This is a genomic window from Paenibacillus sp. WLX2291, assembly GCF_046603665.1.
GTDB lineage: Bacteria > Bacillota > Bacilli > Paenibacillales > Paenibacillaceae > Saccharibacillus.
Window position 1 is genome coordinate 3,252,429 of sequence record NZ_CP176755.1, and the last position, 13,384, is coordinate 3,265,812.

Here is a 13,384-nt window from a genome sequence, read left to right on the forward strand (position 1 = left end):
TCATGCATATGATCGTTATCATGTGATTGAATTTGTATACCTGAATGAGATAGAGAGGAAGTTGTTATGTTACCATCCATCGGAGATATATACTGCGTATATTCAGACAAAATGCAAAGCTATACCGCCTGCCAGATTATTGATCTGCGCATATCGGAATCTAGTGACGAGACTATTCTCGCCTCTGTTCTGGAGCTGGATTGGTGTGGCAAGGAGATTCCACATGAGCATGAATGGCAGCAGATGAAGCCGTTGGTCTGCGATTTCTATTTTTGGAATCAGAAGCTGGATCATAGCTATGTGGAGGCCGATGTGCCATCCAACTACATCTATGTCGGTACGATGTCGCCCCTGACCGACGAACAAACGAACAGCTACAGCGGTGGCTGGAATGTCGGCGATTCGTTGTATCGTCAGCGTAGCTGGGAACAGATCGATCCGGCAGCTCGGCAGCGATTCAAACAAGCAGCAGCAGATCGTGGCGATATTCAGCTCGCTGGGCAGACAATTCGTCGGAACTGTAGTAAAGTAGACGACTCACTGCTTCAACATCTGGATCACTGGTCGCAGTTAGAACAGTTGCCTTGTCTGACCGAAATTCAAACGTCGGATTGCGATGAACAACTGCTGGACTATTTGCGCAACAATCCATTTATACATCGACTCATTATTGAAGATTGTACGATGCCTGTGCTGGACTTGACTGGTACCGCTGTTCGGAATTTGAGTGTTACAGCGGTGAATATGAATGCGTTGCGGTTGAATGCTCCGATCGAACAGCTGTATTTGAATATAAAACAGACCGCACTTCTTGAGATTGAAGCTCCAGCAGACGGACGCGATCTCATATTGTATGCATCAACCGTAGCGGACAGTGGCGAAGTTGTTCCTTTTAGCGGATTGTCGCGATTACGCTCTCTTTCCCTATATCATGTTCGTACCCTTCATATCGCAGAGCTGGCTAAACGTTTCCCGGATCTGCATCGTTTGAGTGTATGGGGTGCTCCGGGCAACGTTCAGCATATGGAGCATTTGGTGCAATTGGAACAACTGCATTCTTTACGTATGAACGATATGTTCAACTTTACCGGTGAGCAGTTTCCAGACCCGGATGAATGGTCATCCATTCGTGTACTAGATATGGTCAGTTTGCCTGCCGAAGCAGCAAAAGAGATCAAGAAAAAATACAAAAAGCGTACCGCCGCAGGTATGCATATCCATATCAAACGTCCGCGTAAGCCGGAATGGCTCGCTGAGAATCTGAACAATCCGTTCCGTGATTGGGATGGACGCGAAGGACTGACCACTACACAGGCGAAAAAAGCTGCCAAAGCTTACAACACCCTGCATGCTGCGATTCGTAAGCTGGATCATGCAGATGAGCAATCTCTGTTGCCGCTCGTGGAGCAATATACCGAAGCATTCAATGCCATGCAAAATAGCCGTTCCGGTTATCTTGAAACGGTAGAGCGTGAGGAAGTGTATATGGCACTTGTGTCACTGCTGGATCTAGTCGATGAGCAGCGTGCTGCCAATGAGCGAGAACGGTTACTGCGTGATTCGCTATATGATGTCTTTGATCAGGTTCGCGATTTTTGAGATGAGGGTATGATTATGATGACATGTTGATCTGAATCTGTTCAGCGTGTCATATAATCGTGCATTTGCACATGTTATACTATCATTTGCACATCTTGTATCCTGATAAACGTAGCCATACGATCGGTTTATTGCTCAGTAACAGTCGGCAACAATGCTGTAAACCTTTACACATAGGGTACGAAATATGTTTTAATAAAACTATTAATGGATAACATCTGATGTAAAGGAGTGGTCATTGTGCAAATATCCCATTTTCTATTACCCAAGGAACAGGTAACCTACATATCCTCATCTGTAACTATGCTGGAGGCATTAGAGGTGCTGGAACAGCATCAATACTCCGCCATTCCGATCATTAACGAACAAGGGCATTATGTAGGCACCCTCTCCGAAGGCGATCTATTGTGGAAGCTGAAAAATTCGTTTCAGCTGGACTTTGAAGGTATGCGCCATGTGCATATTAGCGATATCCAGCGCCGTGTCAAAAATGAAAGTGTCGTCATTACCGCCAATATGGAGGATATGCTCAGCCGAGCAGCCGACCAGAACTTTGTACCGGTGACCGACAATGAAGGGCTGTTTCTCGGCATTATCCGCCGCAAGGATATTATCGAATATTACAACGATACGATGACCGATTGATTGCGTACTCTCGCATAAGTGTTGATATGGTATCGCCATACGAGGAATGACTAGAGCAGCCGTCAGTGATGCGGCTGCTTTCTTCATAATATAGAGCGACAGCAATAATACATCCCTTCTACTCCCACTGCTGAAAGGAGCTTGTGTATGTCCATCAAAGTGCTGATTGCAGACGACGAAGCAGGTATTCGCAATTCCATCGCATACGCGCTAAAGCGAGAACATTTTACTGTCGAGACAGCGATCGACGGTCGGGATGCACTATCCAAAGTCGAGCTTTTCCAGCCGGATGTGCTGCTGCTGGATGTCATGATGCCCGAAATGGACGGCTACGAAGTATGCCGACGGCTGGATCAACGCCGCGGCATGGGCATCGTACTGCTCACTGCCAAGAACGATATCATTGATCGCATTCTCGGTCTGGAAATGGGGGCGGATGACTATGTATCCAAGCCATTCGATCTGCGTGAATTGATCGCCCGCATCAAAGCATTGGCACGCCGTATGGATCGCGAGAATACACCAATACCGGATGAAATCATCAGACTCGGTTCACTGGAAGTACAACCAGCTTCACGTCGTGCGCTAGTAGACGGTCAGAGTTTGGAATTGACGCCGCGCGAATTTGATCTGTTGTCCTTACTCGTAGCGCATCCGGGCAGAGTATATGCGCGCGATGAACTGTTAGAACTCGTTTGGGGCATGGATTTTTTCGGGGAAACGCGTACGGTGGATATCCACATCCAGCGTTTACGTAAAAAGCTAGACCCACATCAGAATCTGCTACAAACAGTATACGGTGTCGGCTACCGAGCGGAGCCTGCGGGATGAATCCATCTTCGTCCACTCCACCTGCCTCTCATGATTCCCTGCTACAAGACAACACTGGAAACTACTCATCTCAACATTTCCCCCCAGATGCCGGAGATGGCAAAGCTCGCCGTCCTCGCTTTAGCCTGCGCTGGAAATTTCCGTTGTTACTCGGTGCGTTACTGCTGTTCACAGTTTGCATATTAAGCATACTCGTACTTTCTGGCATCCGTAGTAACCAGCAGCAGCAAATCGAGCAGCTATTGCTGCTGCAAAGTCAGCTGATGGAGACGCGCATTCGGCAACTGTATCTGACAGGCACCCGTTTGGACCCGGTGCTATTCATGCAGCGTCGGGGCAATGAACTCGCTGTTGATCTAGGATCGTCCAGCAATATGCGTGTCATTTTGTACGATAATCAAGGCGAATTACGTGGGGACTCTCTACCGCTTGGCTGGCGTAGCGATACCAGCTCGGCGCTTCGCTATGCGCTACAAGGACGCACCGCTTATATTACGGAAGGCTCCAATGTGTTATATCTGGCACCTGTGTATGGTACGAGCGGCTTGCTAGGTGTCGTGCAGCTACACGTCTCCATCGCCGATCAGCAAGCCTTTTACCGAAATATGCTATTGGTCTGTATCTACACTGGCGGCATCGTATTGAGTGTCAGCTTTGGGATCGGATGGCTATATATTCGCCGTCAGACGAAGGATATTCGTACGCTGATGAAGCAGGCACAATCCATTTCTCGTGGTCATTATCCTGAACCGGGGCAAGCACAGCCCGTACAGCGTAACGATGAGCTGGGACAGCTGGGGGATGGTATTGCGGAGATGGGCAGTATGATTCAGCAAAGTATGAACGAGCTAGAACGGGAGAAGAGCCAGCTTCAACAGGCAGTTGCCAAACTGTCCGCGCTAGAACAATTGCAAAAGGCATTTATCGGCAATATTAGCCATGAACTGAAAACGCCTGCCACCTCCATCCAATCGTATGCCGACCTGCTCAGCATGTACGGCGATGACCCGGAACTCGTACAGGAAGCAAGCGCCAGCATTTCTTCCGAAATCCGTCGACTGATTGAATTAATTGAGGATTCTATTCGTCTATCACTGCTGGAAAAGTATGATTTTGAACTGCATCCTGAGCCAGTTTCGCTGAATGAACTTGTGCGCGAAGCGACAGAACGTACGCGTGGCAAAGCTGCCAATCGAGACATTTCACTACATGTGGAACTGGATGCGCCAGTCGTGATTACCGCTGATCCGAAGCATCTGATGCACATTCTGCTGAATTTACTGGACAATGCAGTGAAGTATAATGTACCGCAGCAAGGTTGGATTATGGTGCAAACGGAGATTAAGCAGCAGCACGTACGTTTTCGTATTGGCAGCTCCGGTCCTATCATTCCATCATCACAATGGGATATGGTCTTCGAGCCGTATACAACGTTGAGTCAGGATCGCTCACGCACGGGCAGTGGCACGGGATTGGGTCTGCCACTAGCGCGCCGACTGACTGAACGTATGAATGGCAGTCTGTCTATTGCAAGTTCGGATGAACATGGAACTTTCTTCGTGCTGGATATGCCATTGTAAAAAGACCTTATTCCATACATTAGGAATAAGGTCTTTTTTGTCTTCTTTGGGATGAGCAATGCACTTATGATCTAGTCCAGCCGTTTGCCAAGTGCACGCTCCTCAATCAGATCAATCCCATGTGGGGTAATAGAAAAATGAATATACCCAACGATGTCCTTGATCTCAAGTAGCCCTTTTTTGCTCAAATAGTCATAGGCAAGCCGAGTTTCCTTATCGGTCAGCGGTCCGGTATTCTTCTTCGGTCCGGGCAAATGAAAAGAACGCTCGTCCGGTCCAAAATGATAATCGTACAAATCCTGAAGCAGCTGAATCCGCAGCTGTTGCCGTTCTTCAATTGTGATTGACATGCTTCTTCACCTCCGTCTGCCTCCGGTTCGTATGGGGTTGCGGAAATCTAAGGCGATTGTTCGATATAACGAACCAACCGCCAACTTTTACTTGTACTTGTACTTGTACTTTTACTTTTACTTTTACTTTTACTTTTACGCTAAGTATACGCATGCGTATCACATTTCACCCTTATCATACCATGAACAAAACAATTGTACGATTGCATACATTTCCTTTTATACAAACAGACTGTACGCCTGTTGTCGCAGCATTATTGTTTACAGTTTGGATACAAGTGGATATATTACGGCAATATGCGGATGTTATATTGGATGTAGTTCAGAAATATGGTGCAATCCAGATCATGTGAACCGTACACCATACAGCTGCTATCCAATACCTCAGCAGCTTAATCGAACAGCACACAATACAATTTCCATTTACGTTATATAACAAAAGTTCATTTTATACAACAGAATGGGCTAGATAGACTGACTGAACGTTAACCGATTGAATGTTATTTGAAAGGAGCACTACTATGTTTGTACTCACAGGCAAATCAGAGTCGCATGAGCGAGTCAAGCTGCAATCATCGCATGAATCAATAGGCGGACAGCCATCGCAAGAACGACCGTTGCAAAAGCACCCATCGTCATCCCAAAATCAATCTTCTGCTCCTCTTCATTCATTGTCAAAATGGCGCCCATATACCACTCTCCCATTTGCTGCGATGCTGACATTTGCTCTTCTGCTCACTGGCTGCAATACCGCTAACAATGCTGGGCAAACACTTACTGTACTGGATGACCAACAGACAACACCAGCGGAAGAAACGGTCACGCTAACGTCACTCGACAAACTGGATAAGGTGTACGGACGCACTTGGTTATCTGCTGACGAATTAATCATCAACCGTGACAATCGACTGCTCATCCACAACGCCGCTACGGGCAAAGAAACAGAATTAACACCGGGACGCAAAGGCTTGCAGCTGCTAGCAACCGCATCGCCTGATGGCAAATATGTTTATTTTACTGAAGGCGTACCGGATGATCGCTATACAATCTATGGATATATGTTGAATGTCGCAACAGGCAAAGTCAGCAAAGTCGGGCTTGTTGATATGTTGAATGAAGCAACATGGGCGGACAATACACATCTGATCAGCGGCAAAGCAGGAACAGGCTTGCAGATGATCGATGTACAAGGTCAGATTACTAAGTTATCGTTGCAGGAAGAACACCCTGCCGAAAATATCCAATGGGTACAGCAATCCGGCTCCCAGATCTATTATCTAGGCGATGACGGGAAAGGGTATAGCGTGCTCAACCGCGCTGATATTAGCAAGCGACAAGCAGCCACCATTCTGACTGGTACAATGAATTTCGACGTGATGCCGGGCGGCAAGCAAATCGCTGTGTTGCAGCAAAAATGGAACAGCAACGAGCCGACCAAACTGATTATCGTCGATAATAACGGCAAAATGCTTGGTACGATCAGCGAAGGTACTTTGCTTGGACGCCCCGCTTGGTCGCCGGACGGCAAGCTGCTCGCCTTTACCATTTATCAGGAAAGTCAGCAGGGAATGAAGGGTCTATACATTTTCGATCAGACAACAGGCAAAACGACGCCGATCACATCCGAGCTGCAAGCCTATAATACATCCATCCGCTGGAACCCGGATGGCACCAGACTTTCACTATATCAAGAGGACAACGGAACAGTGACCGCAATTGTCGGCATCGGGAAAAAGTAAATATATCTAGTTCCCTCGATGCCTAGATGGATATGATTTGAATGCCGAGTGTATATAGTCGATCCAGCACTTGATGCAGCGGTTAAACCAGTACTTCATTCACACCGTGAATTGCTATATTCGTGTAGACTAGTACTCTTGAGAAGAGACAAAAACAGCTTCTATACCGAATCTAATGTTGACGATTTCGGATACAGAAGCTGTTTTACTATACATGCGAATATTCAATAATCATAAAACAACACTATCTATCACGCATGGACTACTATGCTGCTATGCTGCTATGCTGCTATGCTGCTATGCTGCTATGCTGCTATGCTGCTATGCTGCTATGCTTAATATGGTAACACTCCCACTCCATCCTGCTACTCCAAATACTCCGACAATTCAATCAAATTGCCATCAGGATCGCGGATATAGACAGAGGCGATTTTGCCCATAGCACCAGTCCGCTGTACTGGACCTTCCTCTAGCTCAATGCCGAGCTGATGCAGATGAATCATCACCTTTTCCAAACTACGGTCGATGATAAAGCATAGATCAGCCGAACCGGGCTGCGGCACATTCGCTTTGGGTTCAAATTCATGACCGACCTCGTGCAGATTGATCTTCTGTTGACCGTAATGCAATGATTTGCGTCCCTCGCCAAACGTCTCCACCCGCATACCGAGCACATTTTCATAAAATTGCAGTGTAGCTTCTATATTCTTAACCGTTAACACGAGATGATCCAGATGACGAATCATAGGTAATCCCTCCTGTAGTGTACCTATTCCCCTTATGAATGATCTCCATATTCCTCACGCATTCGCTGCTCCAGTACCGCTTCCTTTTCCGCTTTGCGTGCTTGGCGTTTGTCTACACCACTTGCTAATACCATATACAAAGACGGCACAACGAATAGCGTTAATACTGTGGAAAACACTAGTCCGAACACAATCGCAATCGCCAGCGGACGGAACAATTCTTCTCCGACCGTTGCCATAGGCAGTAGCGCCACAATCGCTGCCAGCGAAGTGAGCAGAATCGGACGGAAACGAGCGGAAGCGGCTTGAATAATCGCTTCTTTCATCTCCATGCCTTCATGCCGCGCATCCTCGATAAATTCGATCAATACAATCCCGTTCCGCACGACGATCCCAGCGAGCGAGATAACCCCCATAATCGACATGAAGCCAATCGGCGTCTGGCTAATGAATAGACCAAGCACACCGCCCGCCGCCGCGAGATAGACAGTAGTCATGACGATTAGCGGAATCCACATGGAGTAAAACTGCATCGCAATCAGAATGAAGATCAACACAACGACAATCGCGAACAATCGACCGAGATCGGCGAAAATATCCGATTGCTTGGACGTTTCTCCACCAGTTTCCCATGTGTAGCCTTGCGGAAATTGAATCTGATTCATCCCTGCACTTACATCCTGCATCACTTCCGTAGCCGTACGACCGTTAACATCTGCTTCAATCGTATTGACCCGTGACAGATTGTAATGACTAATCTGCTTAATGGAAAATGACGGATTGATCGTAACTAGCTGTGATAGCGGCACCTGCACATTGTCCGCACTCGTCACATTTACTTGCTGGAACAGCACCGATGGATCAACCGTAGACGCATCTTTCATGAAGATTTTGATATCTACCAGATCGCGTCCATTGTCAAAATCTCCTGCACTCACACCTGTACCCATCATGAGCAGCGTTCGAGTCAGACTCTCATACGTGACATTATAACGATCCAGCGCCGCCTTATTCACTTCGAAGTCCAGCGTATAGCTCTGAATGCCCATCGTATCGCTAATATTGCCTGTACCACTGACACCGGCAACGACATTTTTCACCTGATCAGTCAGCTTGCGCAATTCTTCCAGATCCGTACCAGTAATGCGAATCGATACCGGCTTACCGACTGGAATCCCTAGCTCCGTCTGCTTGATCGATAGACTGACCTGCGGGAACTTCTGCTTGAGCAATGCAGGCCATTCATTCACCGCCTGCGTACTGTTGAGCAGCGTATTGTCACCTTTGAGCAGAATCTCCGCCTTGTTCGTACCATAGGTTGCTACATTCGTAATGTTGTAAAAGAGCGGCGGAGCCGAACCGCCTGCTGAGTACGATACCGTCTTCACACCAGACTGCTGCTGCACCCATTTTGCCATATCACGTACCGTTTTGTCGGTATCCTCAAAAGAAGAACCAGTTGGCATCGTCATATCGATAGTCAGCTCCGCATTGGTCGATTTGGGAAATAACTGCACTGGTGTAAAAGCAACCAATCCGTAGATCGCCGTACTGATGATCAAGCCCAGCAATCCGATGAACAGCGGATGCTTGAGCACCCCCGGCATCATACGATGTGCATACCAATCCGTCGCTTGCTGAATCTGCTTGCCTAATAAGCCAGCAGGCTTGTCATTGCGACGCTTCTTGCCGCGCAGCAATTGACGACGTTCATACCATTCGCGGAAGATCGGAATGATCGTCAGCGACATCGCCATGGATGCCAGCATTGCCAGTGAGATAACGACCGGAATCGGCTTGATAAACGAACCAACATCCCCAGTCAAGAACATTAGCGGCGCAAAGGCAGCAATTGTAGATAGCGTTGCCGTCAAAATCGATAGCGCCACTTCCTTTGTCCCGCGAATCGACGCATCATGTGGATTCTCTCGTAGCACGGTCAAGCGTCGTTCAATATTGTCATTTACTACAACTGCATCATCGACTAGAATCCCGAGTACGATAATGAGCCCGACTACCGTCACCTGATTGAGCGTAATGCCCATCGACGGCAATATAATCATCGCCATCGCTACCGAGATCGGTATCGCCAGTGCAACGAACGAGGAAGTGAGCAGATTCAAGCCGAGCATACAGACAATAACGACTACCGCGATAGCGATCATCGTCTCATGTAGCAGATTGTTGAAGATTCGATCAGTTTCATTTTTCTGAGCAAATAGCGACGTGATCTTCGCATCAGCTGGTAGTGTCAGCTTCAATTGATCCATCTTGGCATTAACGCTATTGTATACACTTGGCACATCCGAACCAATTTCGCTGTTAATAAGCAGCGAGATGGATGGCTGACCATTGTAATAACTCAAGTACTCCGCTTTTTCATTGGTCATCGTAACAGTGGCAACATCCTTGAGATAGACCGGCGTTCCTTGCTGTGAACGGAAGACTACGACGTTCTCCAAGGTTCTTGCTTCATGATTGGCAGGCACGGTTAGCTGATAACTGCGGTCGCCATAATCAAGTGTACCAGTTGGCACACGGTTATTTTCCGATTGTACCGCCTGCATAACAGATTCCCACGGAATGCCGAATTGTTGCAGCTTTGCCATGTCCGCATCGATACGTACTTGACGTTCTGGCAGACCGTTAATCGTTACGTCCGTCACGCCTTCGACCGAACGCAGCTGATCGCGCCAGTCATCCATCAGGTTTTGCATACTTTCCAGTCCTTTGAGATCAGGACCATAAATAGCAAATGCCTGTACAAATGATTTGGTCAAATTATCATTGATGATTGGTGCATCTGCGCCTTCCGGTAGATCTGCCTTCGCATCTTCGACCTTTTTACGCAGCTCACTCCACACAGTTGGCGCATCCGCAGTCGGCTGCGTCTCCACGATAATGCTGGATACGCCTGCACTGGAGGTGGAAGTGACTGTCTTCAGGTTGGATACTTCCTTGATCTTCGATTCCAGTACTCGCGTTACTGTCGTCTCTACCAGCTCCGGCGTCGCTCCAGCATATACGGTAGTTACCGTTGCCTGCTTCACGACAATATCAGGCATGAGCTGGCGCGGTAGTTGTGATGCGCTGAATACGCCGATCAGAATCAACATAATGAAGAACAGAATCGTAATTTTGCGTTTGCGAACGATATACTTAATCATTGCTGCCGTCCTTCTGCTGAGTAGCTGCCGCATCGGACGAAGATGAGGTTGTATCAATCGTATCGCCCTCAAATAGTCGATCCGCTCCGGCAGTTACTACGATATCACCGGCTTTCAGACCGCTAGTGATGACGAGCTGATTGTTGTAAATGGCACCCGTTTTCACCGAGGTGCGTACCGCTTTGCCTTTGACCTCTTTGAACACATACGGTTCGTCATTCGTGCTAACGACCGCCTCGACTGGCACCATAATGCCTTTCTCCGCCTGCACCTGACGCGATGCTTTGACAACCTGACCGGGTTTCCAGTCACGCTGTGGATTGGCAATCTGGACTTCGGCACTGATCGTACCCGTATTGTCATTGGTCTGCGGATAGATGCTAGTCACTGTACCAGTGCGCTGCTGGTCATACAGACTAATGCTCACCTGTTGCCCCTTTTTCCAGTTGCTAATGTCTTCGTCTGGAATCGGTAACAGCACCTTCAACTTCGTAATCTCACCGATTGTAAAAGCAGGACTGCCCGCGGCGATCGTCTGTCCAACCGCGATGTTTTTTTCCAAAATCACGCCGCTTGCCGGTGCGTTCAGACTGGCTTTGGAGCGTGCCAATTGTGCTTGATCCAGACCGACCTGCGCCTGATCGACACTTGCTTGTGCCTGTTCAATGCCTGCCTGCGCTTGCTGCAAGCCAGCACTTGCCTGCTCGACGCTTGCTTGTGCTGACTGTACGCCAACCTGTGCTTGTTTTACAGCTGCCGCCGCTTTGGAACGATCGGAGCTGCTCGCGCCTTCCAGCACGAGTGATAATTGCTCCTGTGCATCTTGTAAACTATCCTTTGCGGTAGCAAATGTTGTCTGCGCCTGCTCATTCTCCTGTTGAGTGAGCAACCCGTTATCATATAGACTTTGTGCACGTTTTGCCGCGGATTCTGCCTGATTATACGCCGTTTGTGCCTTGCTGACGGCATTGCGCGCCTGCGCTTTCTCCTGCTCGCGCGCTCCATCTACAACCCCCTGCTCCTGACTGCGCGCGCTCTCGACCTGCGCATTGGCAGAAGCAACACCTGCCAGTGCAGCGGAACGCACCGCCTGAGCATTGCTGAGCGATGCTTGCGCACCTTTTACACCTGCCTGCGCCTGACTGACTGCTTGCTGTGCTTCGCTGACTTTCAGATCGAGATCGGCAGTGTCCAGTACCGACAACGTTGTACCTTTATTCACAGAATCGCCCACATCGACTGAGAGCGATGATACCGTGCCGCCAAGTTCAAATGAAACCGGCGATTCCTCCAATGCTTGCAACGTCCCGGACAGATCATACACGGCTGTCAACGGCACCTGCTTCACCGTTGTTACCGATACCGGATTCACTGCCGCCGGTACAGTCTGTTCCGCCGAACAACCCGCCAGCAACACCGTAAATGCTACCGGTGCAGCGAACCATGATACATATTTGTTTCTCATGCTTCTACTTCCTCCTGCCTGTTTATATCAAAAGAAATGTTCCTTAGACGAGAAAACGACGGATCGTATTGAAGATTTGTTCATCGCTCAGCGGCTCATAATATCGTTCCCACTCTGTCGTCAAGGAATGATACAGATGCCCCAGCACGAAGGCAGTCAGGCGAATATCGTCGATTTGCACCAATTGCTGCTCTACTGCTTTTTGCAATAAGGTCATCACCGAGCGCATCGTCGCTTCATCCATCTGATCTAGCGCATGTTTCGGTGCAGGTGTACCAAATTCCCTCGCTTCCTGAGATAATTTATCCATCAGACTGTAATGACGTCGACTCATAATCGCTGCATAAATGGCGCGGTACAATCGCTCTTCCGGTGTCCCTTCCGAACTCAATTCCACCTCTACCCGCTCGATCATATCCTGCACACAACTATCGATAATTGCGCTGAGAATATCTTCTTTTGTCTCAAAATACAAATAGATCGAACCTTTACTAATTCCGGCGCTTTTAGCGATCCGCTCTACGGTCGTGCCTTTATAGCCGAGTGTGGAAAATACCTCTCTAGATGTATTGATAATTTTGGCGTATTTCTCATCCTGACGATGATTACTCATACTTGTGCTCGCTCCTATCGGTATATAATCCAGCATAAATGAAACGCTGATTCGCTCCTGCTCCTGTTCAAGTTCCGGCATATGCTCATCCCCCTCAGCGGTTGATTGTTTTGCCTATCTCTATATAAAAATTGACTCTGTAATAAAAATGACCAAAAAACCATTTTAGTTCTATGGTCAAAATATAGCATGACGATTTCCAGATTGCAAACCTCATATGTATTTATGTTTGAGCTGCTAACACATTTATCTGACATGTAGACTATGAGATCATATGGACTGGTGTAAATGTTCCTTTATTCATGCACAAAAAAAGCGCCCGCAGGCGCTCTCTCAAAACGTTCTCGTATATTGTTCCACTAGCAACTCTTGAAGTACTTCTTTTGTATCCTTATTATGATTGTGGATAAATCCGTTCCCATCATAGACTTCCTTGCTTTTATAAATATCATTACCTTTGACCGTAAAATTGTTCATTCCAATCGTTACGCTCCACTCCAATGGATAATGACTAGACAGATTGCATTTGGTTGGCACTCCCTGCTCCTGTAATTGATCAAGTAGATGCTTTAACAAATCGCTTACCTCTTCGCCAAAGCTCTTATGCTTCAGATAGCGCTGGGTAATTTCTTCTTTCCAATCCATGGTT

The 13,384-nt window shown here is 47.8% G+C and carries 11 protein-coding genes; 5 read left to right on the top strand and 6 right to left on the bottom strand.

Annotation, left to right across the window (positions count from 1 at the left end; translation table 11 throughout):
- Window positions 1-66 precede the first annotated feature (66 nt).
- The 4 genes from ACDE64_RS13905 to ACDE64_RS13920 all read left to right on the top strand — a co-directional run bounded on the left by ACDE64_RS13905 (window position 67) and on the right by ACDE64_RS13920 (window position 4,655).
- Complete coding sequence (locus ACDE64_RS13905; RefSeq protein WP_411347210.1) at window positions 67-1,599, top strand: hypothetical protein; 1,533 nt, start codon at window positions 67-69, stop codon at window positions 1,597-1,599.
- Between the two features lie 240 nt (window positions 1,600-1,839).
- Complete coding sequence (locus tag ACDE64_RS13910) at window positions 1,840-2,244, top strand: CBS domain-containing protein (protein WP_411342733.1); 405 nt, start codon at window positions 1,840-1,842, stop codon at window positions 2,242-2,244.
- A gap of 147 nt (window positions 2,245-2,391) precedes the next feature.
- Entirely contained in the window at window positions 2,392-3,075 is a 684-nt protein-coding gene (locus ACDE64_RS13915) for a response regulator transcription factor (RefSeq protein ID WP_411347211.1), read from the top strand.
- Window positions 3,072-4,655, top strand: a complete 1,584-nt coding sequence (locus tag ACDE64_RS13920; protein ID WP_411347212.1) for an ATP-binding protein — start codon at window positions 3,072-3,074, stop codon at window positions 4,653-4,655. Before ACDE64_RS13915 ends, ACDE64_RS13920 begins: the two co-directional genes overlap by 4 nt.
- A gap of 71 nt (window positions 4,656-4,726) precedes the next feature.
- On the opposite strand, the gene ACDE64_RS13925 is transcribed toward ACDE64_RS13920, so the two are convergent.
- Window positions 4,727-5,005 carry a hypothetical protein gene (locus ACDE64_RS13925; RefSeq protein WP_411342736.1) on the bottom strand — a complete coding sequence of 93 codons (279 nt, stop codon included), beginning with the start codon at window positions 5,003-5,005 and terminating at the stop codon, window positions 4,727-4,729.
- 521 nt (window positions 5,006-5,526) lie between these two features.
- Here ACDE64_RS13925 and ACDE64_RS13930 point away from each other — a divergent pair.
- The gene (locus tag ACDE64_RS13930) at window positions 5,527-6,744 is read left to right on the top strand and encodes a WD40 repeat domain-containing protein (protein ID WP_411347213.1); all 1,218 of its coding nucleotides are present in this window, start codon (window positions 5,527-5,529) and stop codon (window positions 6,742-6,744) included.
- 365 nt (window positions 6,745-7,109) lie between these two features.
- Here ACDE64_RS13930 and ACDE64_RS13935 read toward each other — a convergent pair whose 3' ends face one another.
- From ACDE64_RS13935 to ACDE64_RS13955, 5 genes are all read right to left on the bottom strand, one after another.
- Window positions 7,110-7,490: a VOC family protein gene (locus ACDE64_RS13935; protein ID WP_411342738.1), complete on the bottom strand. Its 381-nt coding sequence runs from the start codon at window positions 7,488-7,490 to the stop codon at window positions 7,110-7,112.
- A 32-nt stretch (window positions 7,491-7,522) separates the two neighbouring features.
- Window positions 7,523-10,657: an efflux RND transporter permease subunit gene (locus ACDE64_RS13940; protein WP_411347214.1), complete on the bottom strand. Its 3,135-nt coding sequence runs from the start codon at window positions 10,655-10,657 to the stop codon at window positions 7,523-7,525.
- Window positions 10,650-12,122 (bottom strand): efflux RND transporter periplasmic adaptor subunit, encoded by a 1,473-nt coding sequence (locus ACDE64_RS13945; protein ID WP_411347215.1) that lies wholly within the window; start codon window positions 12,120-12,122, stop codon window positions 10,650-10,652. The genes ACDE64_RS13940 and ACDE64_RS13945 overlap by 8 nt, the downstream gene beginning before the upstream one ends.
- Before the next feature lie 43 nt (window positions 12,123-12,165).
- Window positions 12,166-12,816, bottom strand: a complete 651-nt coding sequence (locus tag ACDE64_RS13950) for a TetR/AcrR family transcriptional regulator (RefSeq protein ID WP_411342741.1) — start codon at window positions 12,814-12,816, stop codon at window positions 12,166-12,168.
- Between the two features lie 252 nt (window positions 12,817-13,068).
- The gene (locus tag ACDE64_RS13955) at window positions 13,069-13,380 is read right to left on the bottom strand and encodes a hypothetical protein (RefSeq protein WP_411347216.1); all 312 of its coding nucleotides are present in this window, start codon (window positions 13,378-13,380) and stop codon (window positions 13,069-13,071) included.
- Window positions 13,381-13,384: the final 4 nt, after the last annotated feature.